A 20,695-nucleotide genomic window follows, 5' to 3' on the forward strand; every position below is an offset into this window, starting at 1 on the left:
TGAGTCCTCTTAAATTATTAGTTTGAATCTCACAACACACCTGTAGCTTATACGGTTCCCGTTATTCGAGTTCCTGGAAATTTTGTCTGTTCAAGTAGAACTTTGAGGAAATAAAAAAGCCACACATTGGCTCATCTAACTGATGCACCAATGTGTGGCAGTGGTAAAATTTATAAGAAATTTAACCGATTATCAGAAGGAGTACTTGATACCGAGGCTGAACGAACGGCCGGGATTTAAGCTGCTGAAGGTTTGATTCTTCAGCTCTGAATGCCTTGTAAACCTCATCAATAGAGTCATTGAGAATATTTGACACGCTCAAATTAACCGATGCTTTATCTCCCAGTTTCTTGTTGAGATTAAACCGCAAGTTGTGATAAGGATCGGAATATACATCCGGAAACAGCCCCCCACCTACAACTACAAGGGTTTCACCATTCACATTGTAGAAGAAACCGGCATCCAGTCCGATTTCGGGATTATCATACTGCAAGCCGGCATTAATGATGTATGGGGCCTGACCCGCCATTTGCCGTGAATCAGTCACGGTTTCACCTGTTTTTTCCCGGCTCTTTCTTGCATTAAATTCCTGCTCAGTCAAATCAATCTCCGAAAGCACATAGGTAAAGTTACCATTAAAACTAAACCAGCGAAATGCAGTACCGAGAAAATCTAAATTTTTCCTGAACTCAAGCTCTGCACCAAATACTTCTCCATCACCCACATTACGTGGCTGAAATTCACTGGATGTAACTTGAACTTGAATTCGGACCACTTCAATCGGTCGGTCAAATGTTTTATAAAATCCACTCAGCGATAACAGTTGTCCGTTGTTTCCGAATCGCTCCCAACGTATATCGAAGTTATCAATACGTGTTTCGGTGAGATTACCGTCCCATTCGCCAATTGAAAAAAGACCACCGTTGAAAATCCGATCAGATACCGGGTCCAATATCTGGGCAAATGAAAGCTCTTTAAAAGTAGGTCTTGCTATAGTTCGCGAGTAAGAGGTTCTTAAGCTCATATTGTCGGTCATGTCGTAAGTGAAGTTCACTGATGGAAAGAAATCAGTAGAATCCAATACCTTAGCATTATCGAGGTTATTCCCTGATGTTCCGCTTTGAGCAAACAAAGCGTCGCGACCGGTATGCCTCTGGACATAATTCTCAACTCGCAGTCCAAGATAGGTTCTCAGTTTGGGCGTCAGTACAAATTCATTTGAAATATATGCTGAAGCATAATTTACATTTGAAGTATACTGATTAGGATTTGGATCAGGATTTCCGGACTGATAGTATACGTTTCCATTCGGATATATATTATCCTCTCTCAACACCTCATCAGGATCACCTGTAAGAGCAGGCCATGACCCAAAGCTTTGAAGATCGAATGCAAAAATTTCAAAATCTCTCTCTTTGTATGAGTAGCTGGCTCCCAATCTTACCTTTGCATCTCCAGAAAACAGAGTATAGTCTTTGTTCAAATCCAGTCTGCCACTGTAGTTAACCTCATCCATATTTCTCCAAAGTCTGCTAGGGTTACCACCTGCTCCGGCACTAAATTTCGGTGGGTTGTCTGCTAAGGAAAGTGTGTATGCGGTTTTTCTAATATCGGGATCATTAATAGATGAAAAAGTAGGAGCAATTCTCCAGTCAATTTCAAGTCTTGCCTCCTCTAAATAGTGTAAACCTCCTATAAAGAAGTTGGTAATGCTCCTCTCTGAATAGTCCAAATTGTATGAATCAGCGGTATATCCCGACTGCCCGGGTGCATCAGGACTATTGTCAATAAAGAAATTGCCAGCGCTGCTTTCACCATTTTGAAGGTGCATAGCTGTTAGTCGATATTTTGACTTGTCAGTCTTAAAAGCAATACCTGCCAAGCCACTTACTAGAATATTTCGACTTGATAAAACTCCATCCTGGGTCGTGGCATAAACAAGTTCATAATTTTCTGCCCCAACCTGTGTCTGATATTCACCGTATTGTATATCAGAATAGTGGTTATTTGAATTTTTATAAGAACCAGTAAATATGTATCCAAGCTTTTTATTCCCAAAGACATCAAATTGGTTACCCATAGTTACACTTAGACTATAATCCATGAGATTGGTCTCTTGTGTGGGGCCCAATGTCTGGTTAAAGCTGTTTACAAAGTTGTTAACCTGTTCAGGGCTGTCTCCACTTACCGGGGTCGGTATAGTCGAACTTCGTGCACCTTCAGGCAGGGATCGCGTTCCATCATCAAATCCAAGAAAGTCGGTGCCACTTCCTCCGTAGTCGAGAAATTGGTTGTTAAAGTGCATGGATGGATTGTACCCGACACTGACTGATACATCCATAATTGGAACATTTGGAAAATCTTTTGTCTCAATATTCACAATTCCGCCGGTAAAATCTGCCGGCATGTGGGCCACAGCGCTTTTTGAAATCACCATATTATCAATCAGATTGGTCGGAAAAATGTCAATTTGTATACTGTTTTTATCGGGATCAAGACTGGGTATATCAACCTTATTCATCATTGTTTTGGTGTAACGGTCACCCAGTCCGCGTACATATACGTATTTACCTCCCTCTACAGAGACTCCGGTAACCCGCTTCAGAGCTTCGGCTGCGTCTGAATCACCGATCTCATTAAATCTTTGAGCTGTAATCCCGTCCATTACATTTGGCGATTTTCTCTTCATGGAGATCATCGCTAATTCTGAATTGTTAATCCTATCTGCGGATACTACTAATTCATCCATTTCTTTTACAGAACTGCTTATCAAAATATCACCAAGTGATGTTACTTCACCCTCTTTTACTTCAACTCCTTCAACAAGTAAAGGTGAATAGGAGACATATGTAAACTTTATGTTATACACACCCGGTTCAATACGAATGTCAAATTTCCCATCAAGATCAGTACTTGTACCATCAGAGGTTTCTTCTATAAATACGGTAACTCCAAAAATTGGTTCTCCACTGTTTTTATCGAGTACTGTTCCCCTAATCGTGCCTCTGTCATCTTCAATTCCTGATCCGGGGTTCATTGCTTCCTGAGCTGTTACTTTTGTAGTAAAACTCAAACCTATGGCCAGCATTATAATTATAACGGTATTAATTTTTTTCATTTTTACGATTTTGTTGTTTTAACAAAAGTTTAAAGAATATGAAAAAACCCGCGATCGGCACATATGCCGAAAGCAGGTTTTTTATAGGGTGTATATATATTATTCAAGCCCGATTGAACCGAGTGCACCAGACTGGCTGGCCCATGTCCATCCGAATACAGAAGCATCCGCGCCTACAGTAGCTGCATCCAGGTCGGCAACTTCCACAACATCTCCATCTGCGATTACATCAGCCGGGAAATAATCAGAAAGTGCAGTACCGTCCGGAACAATTGCTTCCAAATTTGACACGCCATACCCTTCTGTATTTTGTGCAAAATCAGACCAGTCTGAAGAGAATGTACCACCATCCTCAAACCCAAAGATGAGCACGTTATTCAGAAATACATCAGTGTTTTCATCCACATCAACGGTAATCTCAGAGTTGTTGCCTCTCTGATATACAGTGACGTTTTGTATTGTGTGGCCTGTACTTGTGAACGAACCATCAGGACCGTCTAGCTCAAAGGCTGAGCCTTCGGGGCTTACAATTACAACATTACTCACTGTACCTGACCACGCCTGGTCGGTGTCAAGTCCATCATCAAAAGAGTTCCATATCATAACGTTGTTCACATCGACCGTACCACCAAACCATTCGATTCCGTCATCCTGGTTGGCAACCACTTCGATATTTTCAACAACTGTGTTAGAACCGATTCCGCCCAGTGAAAGGCCGTTAATCTCATTGCCCTCACCGATGTTGGCACCGCCGTGACGGATGGAAATATAGGTGATAGATCCTGAGCTGTCGTCCGGATCATTACCACCATACAGGCCATTTGTATCAGAGGCCGGAATACCTTCAACTTGCGTTTCGGTTACATCACCGCCTTCACTTGAAGCGGAGATCGGAGCATTACCAAGTACGATTACACCACCCCAGAGTCCGTTGATGTTAGGGTCCAGGTTTGGGCTTGCAAAATCTCCCGCAGCCACCTGCTCGGGCGTGATCTCATCAGCAACAGATGTGAAGATGATCGGCAGGGTGGCTTCACCATTGGCATTCAGGGTGCCGTCGCGTGCAACCAGCAAAGCCGTTGCATTAGATTGCGAGCCGGCTTCACCTTTAACTACAACTCCCGGTTCAATGGTCAAGGTTGCGCCCGCAAGCACGGTAATTCTGCCACCGAGAATATAGGTATTACCGGTTTCCCATCTTACGTCTCCGTCTATATTTTCTGTAACCAGAAATTCAGTTTGCTCCGCAACCACGGAAATTACAGCCGTTGCTTCATCATCCTGTCCGTCATTATCGGTAACAGTAAGAGTAACAGAAGCTGCCCCGGTGTTAGATGAGGTAAAATCTACAACAACTGAACCGCTTGTGGATCCACTTGAGGGCTCAGATGAAATAGTAGCTGTACCATTTTCCGCAGAGACATTTGAAGATGCATAACCGCCCGGAACGTTTACTGAAAATGAAACTTCAGCGGTATTATCCACAACAACGTTCTGTGATGAAGGAGCTGTTACAGTGGGTGGTGCTGTTTCTGTAGAAACAGGATCGTCATCACATGAAGTGATAAACACCAATATCAGTGTCGACATCAGTATTATATTTAGTAGGTTTTTCAATTTCATAATTGGTTTAAGTGAGTTTAGTTTTGGATTCGTTTAACCAATCAAAAACTAAGCTTACACCATTATGAATGAGTTACTTCAATGTTATGAAATTGATAAGAAGTAAAATCTCTCTTGAACCTATATTTAAAACAAAAAGAGCCACTCATTATTGAGCAGCTCTTCAATAAAATTAACTTAAGATCAATATAAACTCATTGAATTCGGCAACATGAAAAGTCTGACCAAAAGGTGAAAACAACACAGAACCAAGCTTAAATAATTTAGACTTTATATCCCTCTCTATTAGTTAGAGAGGGATATAGGGTGAGTCTGAAGGAGAAAACTAAATTATTTAAGCGCTTTAGACTCAGGAACTCTTTTTTTCTTCTTTTTCTGAGGAATCGGTGGTAGCCTCTGATTCCTCAACTTCAGCCTCTTCAGCTTGATCCGAACCAGCATCAGATTTTAGCTCGTCATCAGTGGAAGATGATCCGTTGGTGATCGCTTTTTTACTCTCTTTAACCTCAAAGATGCCCTCCGGATAGTTACCGCTTGGTCTGTCACCCAGCATCTCTCGAAGTTCAATATGATTGAGCACCTCTTTTTCAAGAAGGGTTTCTGCCATCTCTTTTAGCTTATCTTTATGCTTGCTGAGCAGATCTACAGTTCTCTGATAGTTCTTTTGAATGATGTTACGTATTGCATCATCTATTTTTTGCGCAGTATTTTCAGAATACTTTTTATTAAATCCGTAGCTATCGTTCGGGCTATTGGAATCTTTGAGTGATATATATCCAAGCTCTTCACTCATACCATACTCTGCAACCATGGCAAAAGCCATATTGGTAATTCGCTCAAGGTCATTTTGTGCCCCCGTAGAAATTTTACCAAAAGTTAACTCCTCGGCTACACGGCCTCCAAGAAGGGCACAGATCTTATCTTCAAGCTCTTCGGTTGTCATCAAGAAACGATCTTCGAGCGGCGTTTGTAGCGTGTAACCAAGTGCGGCAAACCCTCGAGGTACAATGCTTACTTTTAATACGGGATCGGTATGTTCCAAAAACCAACCTACTATGGCGTGGCCCGCCTCGTGGTATGCCACAATTTTACGCTCATCCTTGCTAATCAGTTTATTCTTCTTCTCCAAACCGGCTACAACACGTTCAATGGCATCCTGAAAGTCGATCATTTCAACCTGTTTCTTATCTCTTCGGGCAGCCATCAAAGCAGCTTCATTACAAAGGTTGGCAAGATCCGCTCCGGCAAATCCGGGAGTTTGAGACGCCAGGACTTTCAGATCAATTTGCTCCGACAGTTTCAACTTTTGAGAGTGTACGTCCAGAATCTGCATTCTTCCGTTCAGATCGGGTTTATCAATCATAATCTGCCGGTCAAAACGTCCCGGTCTCAACAGTGCGGAGTCCAATATATCGGGACGGTTTGTCGCAGCCATGATAATTACACCTTTATCACTGTTAAATCCGTCCATCTCACTCAGCAGCTGGTTCAATGTATTCTCACGCTCATCATTTGAACTCATCTGCATGCCGCGTCCACGGGTTCGGCCAATGGAATCAATCTCATCAATAAATACGATACAGGGTGCTTTCTCTTTCGCCTGCTTGAAAAGGTCACGGACACGGGCTGCACCCACTCCAACAAACATCTCCACAAAATCAGAACCACTCAGGGAAAAGAACGGTACATCCGCCTCACCCGCTGTTGCTTTGGCAAGCAGCGTTTTTCCGGTTCCGGGAGGCCCCACCAACAGTACACCTTTGGGAAGAGTACCGCCAAGATTCGTGAATTTTTTCGGATTGCTTAGAAATTCTACAACCTCTTCAACTTCCGCTTTTGCTTCCTGAAGTCCGGCTACATCTTTAAACGAAACTTTACTTTCGGTCTGCTTGTCGTACAGATTGGCTTTATTTTTACCAATATTCAGAACTTGCTGGCCCGGATTCATTCTCTTGAAAATAAATACCCAAAAAGCAATGATAAGCGCGATCGGTATGAGCCAGATCAGAATTCCACTAAACCAATTCTCCTCTACCCTTACGTCATAGACCACCTCATATTCATCCAGAGTAGATCGAATATCATCACCCTCAAGCATGGTCGTTGTAAATTTTCCGGTACCTGAGTCAGATCTGTCCCATCGATTTTCTGACGGTGTAGGACGTTCGGCTATTCCCTCTTCAAAAGCTTTTTCAGAATAGTCTCCCTGTATATTGGTGGAATTTGTAATAAGGATTTCATCAACATAGCCCTCCTGTACGTACTCTAAAAATTCACTGTACTTTATCCTCTCTGAGCTTTCTCCGGGGATGAAGTAAAAGTTAAAAGCGATGAGAACCAAAAAGAGAACTAAATATATCCAGTTAGGAAATTTTGGAGCTTTCTTTGAATCCTTAGAATCGGTCTCTGAAGTACCTTTTTTTAATTTTTTTTTCTTTGCCATTAAATCTGATTTGGTAAAACTAGAAGAGCATTAAATATAACTCTTTTTCTGCAAAATTAATCAGGACTCTTTACTTAGTATAGCCTGATGTATTTCCTATTTGAGAACGAACGACAACCTGATTTCATACACTCCGTTATAAATCAATTTGATAATTGTGCTCCTCACCGGTATTAACCGTAAGCTGTTTATCTGCTTCCGTAATTTTTCCGATTACGATAAAATCATCAAAATCAGCCTTAAACTTTTCTACAAGCGGTTCGGGAAGAGTAAATAACATTTCGAAGTCTTCGCCACCATAAAAAGCATATTTATCAACATCCTCATTCATTTCGTCAGCCACGTTACGGGCTTCCAAACTAATGGGAACAGCAGGTGAATAGATCTCTGCACCTACTCCCGATTGCTTCAGAACTTCTGAGAGATCTGCAACCAAGCCTTGTGTAAGATCAATCAAACAGTGCGGTTTCACGTCCGAATTCATTAGTGATTGAAAGAAGTCTATTCTTGCTTTCGGTAAAAGTTGCCGTTGTACTACGTGCTCGTAAGAGCTAAGATCAGGCTGGAACTGTTGTTCAGGATTTTCCTGCCATGATTTCTTTTCTCTTAACAAGATTCTTAAACCCGCAATTGCGCTTCCGAGTTCACCGGTTACACAAATGATATCATCTTTTTTAGCACCATCTCTGTAAATCACACTATCTTTTTCAGCATTTCCGATGCATGTTACAGAAATAGCCAGTATTTGATGGGAAGCCGTAGTGTCACCACCCGATACATTTACATTATAGTCATTAGCCGCTGCGTCAATACCCTGATATAGCTGTTCAATCATTTGAACCGAGTATTTATTGGGAATGGCTATGTCAACAAGGATTTGTTCAGGTTCGGCATTCATAGCCAAAATATCACTTACAGCCGCTGTAACAACTTTATAACCTAAGTGCTGAAAAGGTGTATAGGTTAAATCAAAATGCACTCCTTCCATAAATATTTCAGAACTCGTGCATGTGAGTTTCCCTGCATTCTGTTTAGATACAGAAGCATCATCGCCAATACCTTTTATAATATTCTCCCTGGAAGCTCCCGTATACTTCTTGAAAGATTCAATTAGAGATTTGAATCCTATATCCTGAACCTGTTTAAAATCGTTTTTTGCCATAACTTTAAAATAAAAAAGGCAGTTACTCCATTAAGGAATAAATGCCTTCAAATAAGATGATTTATGTTAACTAATTAAATTTCTCGTTTTGTAGAGTAATTAATTCTTAACGTTCCTGCGTGACGTAATTCCTGCTGAACATCGGTTATAATACCAAATTCAGAGTCTTCATCTACTCTAAGAGATACAATTAGTCTGGGTTCTTCCATCAGTTTATCGTACATGATGTTTCTGATGGCTCCTATATCATCAACCAAAGCATCATCAATCTGGACCTTAGTCTCACCTACCCGGTTTCCTGATAATCTCTCAGGGCCGATATAGATGTAACTCACCAGTCGTTTCTGCTCAATTTTTTCGATGTTTTCAGCACCGGCGTAACTAACCTGAACCTGCAATTCAACTTCCCTCAATACAGTTGTCACCATAAAGAAGATGAGAAGCATAAATACAACGTCAGGCATGGCCGCAGTTGGTACACCCTGGCTTGTTGCTGCTTGTTTCTTTTTAAAATGTGCCATATCTGTTACCCCTCATCCGGTTCTGCAATTGAGATTTTCTTAGGATACATTTCCTGTATCTCTGCTTTTCTTTCGCTGTTATCTTCCAGAGAAGGATACGGAACACCAAATCTTTCCATTGATGCCTGATTACGGAGTTCGGCGTATGCCCCCATCACTTCATCAAGCATATCTATATAGACATTGTAAGGTGTTCTTCTGTCCGTCTTGATTGATACAATCGCATCATCAGGTGATTCTGAGAGATTTGGATCGACACCATTGTTATCAACAAAGCGTTTGATTCGATCACGTACTTCACCGATAGAAGCAGGCTCCTCATTAATTAGAACCATACCCTGAGCATTCACCAAAATTTTCATAAGGTTTCGCTCACGTACCGGTGGCGGCTCAGTAGTTTCGTCGGGAATGGGAGGCAGAACCAAGCCAATACCCGTATCCACATCAATTGTAGTTACAACAAGAAAGAAAATGAGCAAAAGAAAGGCGATATCCGCAAGGGATGAACCGTCAATCTCACCGCTTTCTCTGCTTCGCTTTTTATTAAGCATACATTTAAATTTTAAATGTTCCGCGGGTTCCTGTTAATACGATACCGATAATCATTAGGCCAAGTAGAAACAACATAGTTGCAACACCCGCCTGGTTAGCAGTACCCAGTACAGCATAAGAGATTCCAAAAATGACAACGGGTACTCCCATAATTGCCACTCGTTTGAGATCTGATTTTCCGTTAATCACATTTTTGACACCGGAAACCAGAATTCCAATAACTGCTATACCAATCAGGCCTAAAACTAACCCTATAGCTAAATTATCAATCATAATATTATCCGTTGATTGTTTGGGTTATAGTTTTACTTAGGCTTCGTCTGAGTCGTTTTCAGGAACAATTTGCTTTCCTTCTTTCAGAAGAATGATAGAATCGATCAGGGTAATGGAACCTTCTTCCATATCTGTAATAATTCTGTCAATTTTGGATACACAGTAGTTATACCCGATTTGGAGTATAATACCTACCAACAGACCACCTGCAGTTGTAAGAAGCGCAATTTTAATACCACGCGCTACAAGAGATGGAGAGATATCGGCTGCGGCTTCAATCGCATCAAACGCCTCAATCATACCGACAACGGTACCGAGGAATCCGAGAAGCGGACCAATAGAGATAAAGAGAGAAAGCCATACAAGACCTCTTTCAAGGAAGCTCATTTCAATAGAGCCATATGTTGTAATTGCTTTTTCAGCAGCTTCTACGCCTTCATCAGCACGCATTAAACCGGCTTGAAAAACAGACGCTACAGGTCCGCGTGTTTGTGCACAAAGTTCTTGTGCAGCAGGGATGCCGCCTTCTTGCAGTGCTTCCTGTACTTCAAGAATAAATTTTCTGGTGTTAATGTCAGCTAGATTAAGTGTGATGATGCGCTCCAGGAAGATAGCCAATCCGAGAATCAGGGCTATCAATACAGGCCACATGAATTCACCACCTTCGTTAAATTTTTCGACGATTACGTTAAAAAAGCCAGCATCAGCTCCAGCTTGAAGAAAAATGAGAGCTAAAGATGAAGTCATACTATTACTCCGCGTTAAGTTTTGGTTAAGAGCTAAAATTGAAGAAAAATGATAGATCATTTGATCTTCAATGTCAAAGGCAGATCTTTAATTTAATAATATTAAAAAGGGAAAAATCTGCAATCGACTATGTTTGATGTTCGTGTCGTGGAATATATTAGATCATATCCCCAACTACCAAACAGTTTTCTGATTTATTTTTCAAAAACTGTCATTATCTCGTTTTTTTTGTAAAAAATCGTTTAATGTAAGTGAAATAATTCAGTATGCCTTCCCAACTCGGGTATTTAGAAACCAAATCAGGAGCGAACTTGTCGGTATCGCTCCAACCCTCGATTTAAAAACTGCTCAAATTCCGAGGCTCTTGTAAAGCCAATCAGTTGATCGAGAACCTGACCTGAGTGTGGATCGATGATAACATAGGTGGGCAGAGCAAGTGTACCGGTAATATCAAACTGCAGCTGCTGATTTTCCTCAGCTTTGTTACCGCCATCTGTGTAGAGTTTCACCTGTTCCATTTGCGTAAATTTCTCCTGAATATTATCTAATGGAAAAACCGTTGCTTCCATTGCACGGCAGTTGGTACAGGTGTAACCGGTGAAATCGACAAAGACAGGTACATTATCGGCTATAGCTTTTTCCAGAGATTCCTCATAGTTATCAGACCACTGAGACTCTACTGCTGCTCCGCCTCCCGAGGCACTGATAGAACGAACTACACTCACATCCGTAGTTTTCGAAGCCGGAAGCCAGGCATCCCAAATTCCCAAAGATGCTCCCATCAAGCCGGGTATTAAATAAAAGCTGAATAAAAAGAATGGAATGGCCAGCAGTAACCTGCCGGTTGTGATAGATTTTGGTTTTTCTTCTCCATGAAGAGCAAAAAATCCAAGAAGGTAGAGACCGGCAATAAAAAAGAAGGAAATCCATGCAGCTATACCCAACGGACGTGTAATCACACCCCATTCGAAGATGATATCTGCATTTGCCAAAAATTTGATGGATGCAGCCAATATGATAAAGCCTAAAATCACTTTTATAACATTCATCCAGGAGCCGCTCTTTGGAAGAGATTCCAGATATCGGGGAAACAGTGCCAGTAGCACAAATGGCGCAGCAAACGCTGTAGAAAAGGCCAGCATACCTACAATCGGATAGAACCACTCTCCTCCGGCTGTTGCAGCCAGTATTGCCCCTACGAAAGGCGCTGTGCATGAAAATGATACAGCACTGATTGTGAAGCCCATAAACAGTGTGCCCGTAACTCCGCCGCTTTCATTGCTCTTCCGGTTCAACCAGTTCGTTAACTGATAAGGCAGGCGAAGCTCAAAGAGGCCCAAAAGGCTCACTCCGAAGAAGATAAAGAGCAAACCTATGAATAAATTCACCCAGGGGTTTGAAGCAAATTGGCTCACACCGCTAACACCCAGTATTACAGAAAGAATAGCGCCAAGACCCGTAAAAATAAGTATGATAGAGAGACCGAATATTAAAGCCTGCCCCCAATTTGTTTTCTTCTTCTCTCCTCCACCCTGATTTGAGAAGTAGGATACGGTCAATGGAATTAATGGAAATACGCAAGGAGTAAGGAGTGCGGCAAGGCCGGCAGTTAATGCTAACCAGATATAGGTCCAGAGATCATCCAGCGGTACTCCTGCAGAGCTCGTCATTTCAAACTCGACTTCAGCCTGAGAGACCTCTTCAAAATCTTCGTACGGCGAATCTGCTACACCCTCTAGATTAACAACGGATTCTATCTGTTTGGTTTTCGGAGGAAGGCAGGAAACATCATCACAAACCTGATAGAGTACTTCCAGCTGGATGGTTTGCTCTCCCTGAAGTTCCGACCGAAAAGCGACCGGTATGGTAAATTCAGCACTTTTTGAGTGCCAGCCAAGTTCGGTTTCAAAGTTTGGATCAAAAGCGATAACCGCTTCACTCTCTTCTACATCTCCGGCAACCGCCATTTGATTTACTGCAGATGAAAATGTTGTCGGATACGGCCCGGCATCAGGATCATTCAGAACAGAGTAGAGATGCCAGTCGCCATCGATTGTGGCTTCAACCGTTACATTGAATACTTCACCGGCCGCAACCGTTTCAGGATGATCCGTTATTTGGTAATCAACAGGATCGAGGAGTTGTCCATATACAAAAAATGGGGATAACGCCATATAGACGATCCCCATCAAAAATCCAATTTTATTCATTATCGAATAATTATTAAGAGTTTATACTCTCAAAGAGTATTAGTCTTCTTTTACAACCCAAACCTTAACTTGAGGCTTCAGATCTCCAAGAACATCAACGGTTGCAGTGTACTCGCCCAAAGACTTGATATCCTGGTCAAGAGTAATCTTACGTCTGTCAACTAAAATATCTCTTTCTTCAAGAGCATCAGCTACCTGGATATTGGTAACTGTACCATGAATTTTGTCATCTTCACCTACAGTTACAGGAATTGTAACGGAGGTTGTTTCCAGTTGTTGCGCCAGTTCTTTGGCAGCTTCAACAGAAAGCTCAGCACGCAGGGCGGCTTCACGTTTCAGATGTTCAAACTGTCTGACTGCGCCGGGAGTTGCCAATACAGCTTTTCCCTGTGGAATCAGAAAATTTCGTCCGTAACCGGGTTTTACGTCAACAAGATCACCGGCTGAACCTAATTTTTCTACGTCATCTTTTAAAATAAGCTTCATAATCTAATCTGTGTCTTATCGCATGTTTTCGGTTACGTAAGGAATAAGAGCTAAAAATCGTGCTCTTTTAACTGCTCTTGATAGCATTCTTTGATGCCGAGCACTTGTACCGGTTACTCTTCTTGGAAGAATTTTACCTTGATCGTTCATAAACCGCTCTAGCAGCTCAGTTTGTTTGTAGTCGATATATTCTACACCTGCTTTCGTAAATTTACAGTCTTTACTTTTAAGGTGTCCTTTCTTCGGATGCGATGGATTGTTAATCATAACTTTTACCTAATTTGATTTAATCTTCGTCGTTATCTTCGTTCTCTTCTTCTACATCTTCAAAAACTACAGGCAGATCACCTTTCTTTCTGAGTTCGTAGTAACGAAGCATTTTCGGATCGTACTTCATGGTCAGGTATCGCATGATATCGTCGTTGATCCTCATGTTACGTTCAACCACTTCAATCGCATTAGCGGGTGCATTAAAGTACATGTTCACATAGTAACCTGTACTTTTCTTGTCTATATCGTAGGCGAGTTTGCGAACACCCCATTCATCTACATCAACGACTTCTCCGCCGTTGTCTTCAATTAGTTTGTTCACTAAACTTACGAGTTCTGAAAATTTCTCGTCATCGAGAACCGGATTCAGAATGTAAGTCAATTCATAGAAATCTTTCTTCATTCTTTATATATGTTTTCTTTGGTTGTTTTCTGTTTGTGAAAACAGTCGTCGTACGTTACGCCGACAACAGAGCCTGTAAAGATACGTATTGATTTTGATTTCCACAATCAAAACGGCCCTTAAATTCCATCTCGCGTCAGAGCAAATCAAAGCAAATAAAAAAGGCGCCGGATAGCGCCTTTAATTTACTATATCGTAAAATCTGCAGATCTAAGCGTAGCTGAAAGAAGAGAGAAGCTCAAAAAGTCCTGTTCCCGGCAGTATCGGTTCTATTCCATAGTAGATGGTCAGAAATGCCAGCAAGATCAACACAAGCTTAAACAGAGTTCCCGGCGATGTAAGACTATACTCCCGATGTGCCTCTTTGAAATACATAAAAACCATTACACGCAGATAGTAGTAGACACTGGCAGCACTTGCCAATACGCCTACAATAGCCAGCATGATCAGGTCTGCTTGTACCGCCGCTGCGAATACGTAGTATTTTCCGATGAACCCTACAAACGGTGGGATTCCTGCTAGTGAAAATAGAAAGATGGAGAGCATCACTCCCATTGCCGGAACTTTAAATCCCAGACCGGCATAGCTGTCAATCTCAGTAAAATCCATCTCTTTTGAACGCTCGTAAAATGCGATCACGCCAAATGCACCAATATTCATGACGGTGTAGGCAAACAGGTAGTAGAATACTCCACTGTACCCCGCAGCTGTGCCGGCTGCCAAACCAACCATTAGATAACCCGCGTGGGCAATACTTGAGTAAGCAAGCATTCTTTTCACGTTATCCTGCGCAAGGGCAATCAAGTTACCCACTACCATTGTGAGAATTGCGATAACCTGAATAACCTGAGTCCAGTCACCGGTTTCGGAGCCGGAAAGCATTCGGGATAGCACGAAAACAAAAGCGATAAACGCAGCAGATTTACTTGCAGTAGCCATAAAACCGGTCAACGTAGTAGGTGTTCCCTGGTAAACATCCGGAGTCCACATATGAAACGGTACTGCAGATATCTTGAAAAAGATACCGACCAGCAAAAGAGCAACCCCGGCTAAGAATAGCGGCGTAGCTTGAGCTGCAGCCGCAATTTCAATCAGGTTGGTGTGTCCCGTTGCTCCGTAAATCAAAGCAATGCCGTAGAGTAAAAAGCCTGTTGAAAAAGCTCCTAACAGAAAGTATTTCAAAGCTGCTTCGGCACCGGTTTTTCTATAGTACCACAGGCCCGCAATTACATACAAACAAACGGACATGGTTTCCAAACTGACAAACAAGCTAATGAGATCATTCGAAACAGCTAAACCCATCATTCCGGTCGTGGCAAAAAGCAACATACCGTAGACTTCGCCTGTCTCCAATTCAAAGGACTGCAAATATTCACGGGATAATATGACAGACAGCAGTGAGCCCAGTAATACCACTACCGAACCAAACGCAGCGGGACCGCCATAGACAATCATACCGGAGAATGCAGTGCCGGTGTCACCGAAAAGTGACTGTATTGCTAATGCCAGCGCTACAACCAAACCGGCAACAGATACAAAGTAAACCGATTTTGTCCCTTTTTTAAATGCTGTTATCAATATAGCCGCCAATCCGGTTACGGCTACAACAATACCGGGCAAAAAGGATTGAATATCGTGCAAATAGTCCATTTCAGTTATTTTTGTAAATCTTATCTATCGCCTTGGCGAGTTGAATATCTTTATCTGTTACCTTGTTATCCGCATCGTGAGTATTGAGCTGAACTGACACAGAATTGTAAACATTACTCCAGTTTGGATGATGTCCCAAATCTTCAGCCTCAAAGCCTACTTTTACCATAAATGCCAGAGCCTCTTTAAAATTGGTGAAACTGAAATCTTTTTTGATTTGATCGTTCTCGAAAGTCCAATTATCCAACTCTTTCAATTGCGACTCAACTTCTTCTGATGTGAGAGGCTTCATAATATTAGTCCTTTTTATTTGCGATGAGTTGTGAATCTAACTGATGCTCTTCTACGTTGTAAACTTTTGCTGTCCAGTTCGGGAGTTCATTCAAATTGGCCTGATCCAGAACAGCAACACTTTTCTCTTCTGAATTTGTGATGTAAGTATTTACCCATCCTTCTGAATATTGTGTAAAGTCTATCGGACGAACTCCAATCCAGACCATAAAGAGTACCAGCGGGACCAGCAAGCCGATCTCACGCATGTTCAAATCTACAAGTTTTTTATTCTCTTCATTTGTGATTGGCCCAAACAGAACCCGCTGAAACATCCAAAGCATGTAAACAGCAGCCAAAATCACACCGGTTGCACCCAGTATAGCATAGGTTTTATTGGCATAGAGTTCTGAACTGAACGATCCATTCAAAATCAAAAACTCACCTATAAATCCGTTAAGACCCGGAAGTCCGATCGACGCCAGAGTGGATATCATAAACATAACAGCAAATACCGGAACAACTTTCGCGATACCACCGTAGTCAGAAATCATTCTTGTATGCCGGCGATCGTAAATCATACCAACAATAAGGAAGAGTGCACCGGTAGCAAGACCGTGATTAATCATCTGAATGATTGCACCCTGCATGGCTATGTCGTTCAAGGCAAAAATACCCAGTACTACAAAACCCATGTGACTCACAGAGGAGTAGGCAACCAATTTCTTTACATCTTTTTGAACCATCGCAACAAGAGCACCATAAATAATTCCGATCACAGCAAGTATCGCCATGTACGGCGCGAACTCCATAAATGCATTTGGAAATGCAGGCAGTACAACTCGAATCAAACCGTATGTACCCATTTTCAACATAATAGCAGCCAGTACTACGGAACCTGCAGTTGGTGCCTCAGTGTGAGCGTACGGCAACCAGGTATGGAATGGAAAAAGCGGCACTTTGATACAGAAGGCAAGTGCAAATCCCAGGAATAACCAGGTCTGCTCAACCAATCCAATGGTATATTCCGGACTGGAAATAAATCTCCAGTCGGCTGTGAAATCGACGCCTCCCATTGCTGCACCGGCGTTATAACCGAGATAGAGAAGCGCAACAAGCATGATCAATGAACCGACCAGCGTGTAGACAAAAAACTTAATAGTGGCACGAATCTTATCGCTTCCTCCCCAAATTCCAATCAGGAAGTACATCGGGATTAACGAAAGCTCAAAAAATACATAGAATACAACCAAATCAAGGGCAGAAAAAACACCCAATGATGCCGTTTGAAGAAGCAGCAACATGGCATAGTACCCTTTTAAACTCTTTGTCACTGAGTTCCAGGAAGACAGGATTACGATCGGGCCCATCAGTGTTGTAAGCATAAACAGCAGCAGGCTCAAGCCGTCCAGGCCAACCAGGTACTTCACATCCATACCTGAAAATATCGCTGAACCTTCACTGAGATACTGAGGTGTGGCCGATAGCGCTGCATCAAAGTTAAAAAGCAGGGGCAATGAGAGTACGAATGTTGCAGTTGTAGCAATCAAGCTACCCCATTTAACTGCTGCATCGCTTTTCATTAGCATAATCGCTGCTATACCCAGAAGCGGCAAATAGATTGTAATATTGAGTAGGATGTCCATATTTAACTAATCTTCAAATCCTTTAAAATAGTATCATTGAAAGAACCAAAATCACACCCAATACCATCATTAATGCATAGTTGGATGTAATTCCTGTTTGAATGTATCGGATTAAGCTTCCCGTCAGCCGTACAATACCTGCAACGGCGTTGACAAACCCATCAACAATTTTCATATCGAAAACAGCCAGAACCTTATCTGAAAATCGTACCGTTGGGCGAACAATTACCCCCTCGTACGCTTCATCAAGATTATACTTCTGCTTCCATATTTCGTAGAGAGAACCGAATCGTGCAGCAATTTTTGCGTCAGACTCTTCCTGCTGATCGTTTCCGTACATTCTAAATGCCAGAAGCACAGAACCAACAGCAACAGCTATGGCAAAGATCATCAGAACCCATTCAGCGGTAATTGAAAGCGTAAGCGGTATATCTGCCGCGATTGGCATCATCCAATCATGCAGCCAGTTGATATGTCCGTCTCCTCCAAAAGTCTTGGATATAAAATTCGGAATACCAATAAATCCACCCACAATTGAAAGTCCGGCAAGTGCCCAAAGCGGAATTGTCATTGTAGCGGGACTCTCATGCAGATACTCCTCAGATCCTTCAGCTCCCTGAACTTTTTGAGGCAGTTTGAACGATCCGTGAAATGTAGTCAGCGTTAAACGGAACATATAAAAAGCAGTCAGGAATGCTGTAATTGTTGCGACACCCCAAAGAATGAAGTACATGGCGCCGGCAAATTCACCAAAGCCCATATTAAAAGCGTGCATTACAATTTCATCCTTTGAGAAAAATCCTGCCAGTGGAGGAATACCGGCTATTGCTACGGTAGCAATCAAAAAGGTTTTGTATGTGGAAGGCATGAACTTTTTAAGTCCACCCATGAACCGAATATCCTGTGGATCAAAATCCACATGTTTTCCGGCATCGTGCAGTTTATGTTTCACATGATCCATTGTGTGAATAACTGATCCTGAACCGAGGAAGAGACATGCTTTGAAAAACGCGTGAGTCACCACATGAAACAGTGCTGCTGTAAACGCGCCGGAACCCAGGGCCAGGAACATAAATCCAAGCTGAGATACCGTTGAGTATGCCAGAACTCCTTTAATATCGTTTTGTGTGATCGCAATGGTTGCCGCGACAATTGCAGTGAGTGCTCCAATAACCGCCACGATCATCATTACCTCCGGGCTCATCACATACATCGGAGAGAGCCGGGTAATCAAATAGATACCGGATGTTACCATGGTAGCTGCGTGAATCAGGGCAGATACGGAAGTTGGACCCGCCATCGCGTCCGGCAACCAAACAAAGAGTGGAATCTGAGCACTTTTACCGGTAGCCCCGATAAACATCAAAAACGGAACCCAGAAAGTCCAGCTTGCTGAAAATGCATCCAGGTTGGCAAGGATAACATCGAATTTTAAACTGCCTACCGCTTCAAAAATGGCAAATATCGCAATCAGAAAAGCGAAGTCACCGACTCTGTTATAAAGGAATGCCTTTATTGCAGCATCAGATTTGGCCATGTCTGTATACCAAAATCCGATCAACAGATAGGAACAAAGCCCTACACCTTCCCATCCCAGGAAAAGAAGCAACAGGTTATCGGCCATTACCAGATTCAGCATGGCAAATATAAACAGGTTCAGAAAAGCAAAAAACTTCCAATAGCCCGGATCGTGAGCCATATACCCGATAGAATAGAAGTGGATCAGAGAACCTACGCCGGTTACAACCAGCATCATAATTAGGGAAAGCTGATCAATCTGATAAGCAATATCCACGCTAAAGCTCCCGGCTTCGATCCAGGTGAATAGCTTAGCCTGAACGGCTCCGGCTTCCGGATTAAAATTGAAGAAAAAATAGAGGGTTATTAGAAAAGGAATAAAGACTGCAAAATTTGACAGTGCCCCTATTATACTTTTTTTGCTACGATACGAATCTGATGAAAGGCCCAGAATCCCGTTAACTAAAAAACCGAGAAGCGGTAAACCAACAATAAGACTTACAAGCGCTGTAGGTGATTCCATTCAAACAGGTTAATTAAAATGTTGCGCATTTAATGATCTATAAACACTGCATTCTTTGCAGGCTTGTTTTCAGGTGGCAAAGATACAAAAATCTGTCCCAAGATAAACCTCCGAAGGAGGAAAAGTAACAATCCCCATTAAATACTTTTTCAATTTTCAGTCTCAAATTTAAGAAACATTTCAGTGAAGGCTATAATGAATCTTTACTTTTTTGAAATTTGTAAACAATTCCAAAACAGACCGATTTTTATTGCGGTTAATATCACTTTTTTGATAGTTTATAGGCTTAATTCTGAGACGTCATCAATTTACTGTGAACCAATGAATAAGCTATCGCTCTACAGTTTATCGCTCTCATTTATCTCACTCATGCTGTTTTGGGTTGTGATGAGCGGTTTTTTTGATGCCGTTCACCTAACGTTTGGGGTTCTCTCTGTTGCAGGTGTAATGGCTGTCAATTACAAACTTAAGGTGCACCGGTTTTTCAGTGATGATATGAATGACCTTAAAGATATCCGGTTTTTCAGGGCTGTTTTCTATTTTTTCTGGATGATTTATCAAATAATTTTAGCCGGCTTCCATGTAATAAAGGTGATTTTCAGCCCGAGCTTGCCAACGAAATTGAGTATTGTACGATTCAAGGTTGATTTACCCAGCGCTCATGCTAAAGTTATTTTAGGTAACTCCATTACGCTTACTCCGGGAACACTTACTGTAGACATCGAAGGTGACAACTTTCTTGTACACGCCCTCGATGAGTCATCCTATAAGGGGATTATTTCTGACGAGATGCCCAGAGAGGTTCTCAAGCTCTTCCAAAAAGAGTCGCGTCCTGTAGTTAGTGAGATTGAAATCACGACAAAAAATTAATCGATAATGGAAAACTTTTTTCTCTACAGTGCGGTCGTTCTCACAATTATTATCGCTATTCCACTAGTCAGAGTTGTGAAAGGACCAACCATTTTTGACCGGCTCCTGGCAACCAACGCTATTGCTACCAAAACCATCGTATTAATTTGTTTGATCGGTTTCCTTTACGGCCGTATCGATATGTTTATCGATATCACCCTGGCCTATGCCATTCTTGGATTTATTGGGGTTCTGGCAATCGCGAAATATTTTTCATCACCTAAAGTAAGACGCAATGCTTGAAGTACAATCTATAATCAGCATCTTGTTTGTTACTCTTGGCATTGTCTTTATGCTGATGGGCAGCATCGGTATTTTAAGGTTACCCGATTTTTACTCTCGCACCGCATGCTGTAAGTAAAAGTGATACA

The 20,695-nt window shown here is 42.0% G+C and carries 19 protein-coding genes; 3 read left to right on the forward strand and 16 right to left on the reverse strand.

What is annotated here, in order from left to right:
- Window positions 1-181: 181 nt before the first annotated feature.
- From U5K35_RS16420 to nuoL, 16 genes are all read right to left on the reverse strand, one after another.
- Window positions 182-3,118, reverse strand: coding sequence for a TonB-dependent receptor (locus U5K35_RS16420; protein WP_322572588.1), 2,937 nt, complete (start codon window positions 3,116-3,118; stop codon window positions 182-184).
- 99 nt (window positions 3,119-3,217) lie between these two features.
- Window positions 3,218-4,735: a hypothetical protein gene (locus U5K35_RS16425; protein ID WP_322572589.1), complete on the reverse strand. Its 1,518-nt coding sequence runs from the start codon at window positions 4,733-4,735 to the stop codon at window positions 3,218-3,220.
- 355 nt (window positions 4,736-5,090) lie between these two features.
- On the reverse strand, window positions 5,091-7,184 hold the full coding sequence (ftsH, locus tag U5K35_RS16430) for an ATP-dependent zinc metalloprotease FtsH (RefSeq protein ID WP_322572590.1): 2,094 nt from the start codon (window positions 7,182-7,184) through the stop codon (window positions 5,091-5,093).
- Window positions 7,185-7,320: 136 nt separating this feature from the next.
- On the reverse strand, window positions 7,321-8,346 hold the full coding sequence (gene thiL, locus U5K35_RS16435; protein WP_322572591.1) for a thiamine-phosphate kinase: 1,026 nt from the start codon (window positions 8,344-8,346) through the stop codon (window positions 7,321-7,323).
- A gap of 74 nt (window positions 8,347-8,420) precedes the next feature.
- Complete coding sequence (locus U5K35_RS16440) at window positions 8,421-8,867, reverse strand: biopolymer transporter ExbD (protein WP_322572592.1); 447 nt, start codon at window positions 8,865-8,867, stop codon at window positions 8,421-8,423.
- 5 nt (window positions 8,868-8,872) lie between these two features.
- On the reverse strand, window positions 8,873-9,418 hold the full coding sequence (locus U5K35_RS16445; protein WP_322572593.1) for a biopolymer transporter ExbD: 546 nt from the start codon (window positions 9,416-9,418) through the stop codon (window positions 8,873-8,875).
- 4 nt (window positions 9,419-9,422) lie between these two features.
- Window positions 9,423-9,692 carry a hypothetical protein gene (locus U5K35_RS16450; RefSeq protein WP_322572594.1) on the reverse strand — a complete coding sequence of 90 codons (270 nt, stop codon included), beginning with the start codon at window positions 9,690-9,692 and terminating at the stop codon, window positions 9,423-9,425.
- Window positions 9,693-9,728: 36 nt separating this feature from the next.
- Window positions 9,729-10,439: a MotA/TolQ/ExbB proton channel family protein gene (locus tag U5K35_RS16455; RefSeq protein WP_322572595.1), complete on the reverse strand. Its 711-nt coding sequence runs from the start codon at window positions 10,437-10,439 to the stop codon at window positions 9,729-9,731.
- Between the two features lie 299 nt (window positions 10,440-10,738).
- A complete protein-coding gene (locus U5K35_RS16460) occupies window positions 10,739-12,649 on the reverse strand; it encodes a protein-disulfide reductase DsbD family protein (RefSeq protein WP_322572596.1) in 1,911 nt (636 codons plus the stop codon).
- A gap of 39 nt (window positions 12,650-12,688) precedes the next feature.
- Window positions 12,689-13,135, reverse strand: coding sequence for a 50S ribosomal protein L9 (rplI, locus tag U5K35_RS16465; protein WP_322572597.1), 447 nt, complete (start codon window positions 13,133-13,135; stop codon window positions 12,689-12,691).
- A 15-nt stretch (window positions 13,136-13,150) separates the two neighbouring features.
- Window positions 13,151-13,402 (reverse strand): 30S ribosomal protein S18, encoded by a 252-nt coding sequence (gene rpsR / locus U5K35_RS16470; protein WP_322572598.1) that lies wholly within the window; start codon window positions 13,400-13,402, stop codon window positions 13,151-13,153.
- Window positions 13,403-13,421: 19 nt separating this feature from the next.
- Complete coding sequence (rpsF, locus tag U5K35_RS16475) at window positions 13,422-13,808, reverse strand: 30S ribosomal protein S6 (RefSeq protein WP_322572599.1); 387 nt, start codon at window positions 13,806-13,808, stop codon at window positions 13,422-13,424.
- A gap of 210 nt (window positions 13,809-14,018) precedes the next feature.
- Entirely contained in the window at window positions 14,019-15,458 is a 1,440-nt protein-coding gene (locus U5K35_RS16480) for an NADH-quinone oxidoreductase subunit N (protein WP_322572600.1), read from the reverse strand.
- A 1-nt stretch (window position 15,459) separates the two neighbouring features.
- Entirely contained in the window at window positions 15,460-15,750 is a 291-nt protein-coding gene (locus tag U5K35_RS16485; RefSeq protein WP_322572601.1) for a 4a-hydroxytetrahydrobiopterin dehydratase, read from the reverse strand.
- Between the two features lie 4 nt (window positions 15,751-15,754).
- The gene (locus tag U5K35_RS16490; RefSeq protein ID WP_322572602.1) at window positions 15,755-17,374 is read right to left on the reverse strand and encodes an NADH-quinone oxidoreductase subunit M; all 1,620 of its coding nucleotides are present in this window, start codon (window positions 17,372-17,374) and stop codon (window positions 15,755-15,757) included.
- Between the two features lie 22 nt (window positions 17,375-17,396).
- Window positions 17,397-19,415, reverse strand: coding sequence for an NADH-quinone oxidoreductase subunit L (gene nuoL / locus U5K35_RS16495; protein ID WP_322572603.1), 2,019 nt, complete (start codon window positions 19,413-19,415; stop codon window positions 17,397-17,399).
- Between the two features lie 321 nt (window positions 19,416-19,736).
- Here nuoL and U5K35_RS16500 point away from each other — a divergent pair, with 321 nt between their 5' ends.
- The 3 genes from U5K35_RS16500 to U5K35_RS19820 are packed head-to-tail and all read left to right on the forward strand — an operon-like array spanning window position 19,737 to window position 20,685.
- On the forward strand, window positions 19,737-20,285 hold the full coding sequence (locus U5K35_RS16500; RefSeq protein ID WP_322572604.1) for a Na+/H+ antiporter subunit E: 549 nt from the start codon (window positions 19,737-19,739) through the stop codon (window positions 20,283-20,285).
- A 6-nt stretch (window positions 20,286-20,291) separates the two neighbouring features.
- Window positions 20,292-20,567: a monovalent cation/H+ antiporter complex subunit F gene (locus tag U5K35_RS16505; protein ID WP_322572605.1), complete on the forward strand. Its 276-nt coding sequence runs from the start codon at window positions 20,292-20,294 to the stop codon at window positions 20,565-20,567.
- Between the two features lie 55 nt (window positions 20,568-20,622).
- Window positions 20,623-20,685, forward strand: coding sequence for a hypothetical protein (locus U5K35_RS19820; protein ID WP_416221657.1), 63 nt, complete (start codon window positions 20,623-20,625; stop codon window positions 20,683-20,685).
- The last annotated feature ends 10 nt before the right edge of the window (window positions 20,686-20,695 follow it).

Origin of the sequence: Rhodohalobacter sp., from assembly GCF_034521535.1 — a bacterium.
Classification (GTDB): Bacteria; Bacteroidota; Rhodothermia; order Balneolales; family Balneolaceae; genus Rhodohalobacter.

Excerpts from the sequence above, each read along its gene's own strand:
- U5K35_RS16420 (WP_322572588.1), bottom strand. The coding sequence starts at position 3,118 with ATGAAAAAAATTAATACCGTTATAATTATAATGCTGGCCATAGGTTTG.
- ftsH (WP_322572590.1), bottom strand. The coding sequence starts at position 7,184 with ATGGCAAAGAAAAAAAAATTAAAAAAAGGTACTTCAGAGACCGATTCT.
- thiL (WP_322572591.1), bottom strand. The coding sequence starts at position 8,346 with ATGGCAAAAAACGATTTTAAACAGGTTCAGGATATAGGATTCAAATCT.
- U5K35_RS16440 (WP_322572592.1), bottom strand. The coding sequence starts at position 8,867 with ATGGCACATTTTAAAAAGAAACAAGCAGCAACAAGCCAGGGTGTACCA.
- U5K35_RS16445 (WP_322572593.1), bottom strand. The coding sequence starts at position 9,418 with ATGCTTAATAAAAAGCGAAGCAGAGAAAGCGGTGAGATTGACGGTTCA.
- U5K35_RS16450 (WP_322572594.1), bottom strand. The coding sequence starts at position 9,692 with ATGATTGATAATTTAGCTATAGGGTTAGTTTTAGGCCTGATTGGTATA.
- U5K35_RS16455 (WP_322572595.1), bottom strand. The coding sequence starts at position 10,439 with ATGACTTCATCTTTAGCTCTCATTTTTCTTCAAGCTGGAGCTGATGCT.
- U5K35_RS16460 (WP_322572596.1), bottom strand. The coding sequence starts at position 12,649 with ATGAATAAAATTGGATTTTTGATGGGGATCGTCTATATGGCGTTATCC.
- rplI (WP_322572597.1), bottom strand. The coding sequence starts at position 13,135 with ATGAAGCTTATTTTAAAAGATGACGTAGAAAAATTAGGTTCAGCCGGT.
- rpsR (WP_322572598.1), bottom strand. The coding sequence starts at position 13,402 with ATGATTAACAATCCATCGCATCCGAAGAAAGGACACCTTAAAAGTAAA.
- rpsF (WP_322572599.1), bottom strand. The coding sequence starts at position 13,808 with ATGAAGAAAGATTTCTATGAATTGACTTACATTCTGAATCCGGTTCTC.
- U5K35_RS16480 (WP_322572600.1), bottom strand. The coding sequence starts at position 15,458 with ATGGACTATTTGCACGATATTCAATCCTTTTTGCCCGGTATTGTTGTA.
- U5K35_RS16485 (WP_322572601.1), bottom strand. The coding sequence starts at position 15,750 with ATGAAGCCTCTCACATCAGAAGAAGTTGAGTCGCAATTGAAAGAGTTG.
- U5K35_RS16490 (WP_322572602.1), bottom strand. The coding sequence starts at position 17,374 with ATGGACATCCTACTCAATATTACAATCTATTTGCCGCTTCTGGGTATA.
- nuoL (WP_322572603.1), bottom strand. The coding sequence starts at position 19,415 with ATGGAATCACCTACAGCGCTTGTAAGTCTTATTGTTGGTTTACCGCTT.
- U5K35_RS16500 (WP_322572604.1), top strand. The coding sequence starts at position 19,737 with ATGAATAAGCTATCGCTCTACAGTTTATCGCTCTCATTTATCTCACTC.
- U5K35_RS16505 (WP_322572605.1), top strand. The coding sequence starts at position 20,292 with ATGGAAAACTTTTTTCTCTACAGTGCGGTCGTTCTCACAATTATTATC.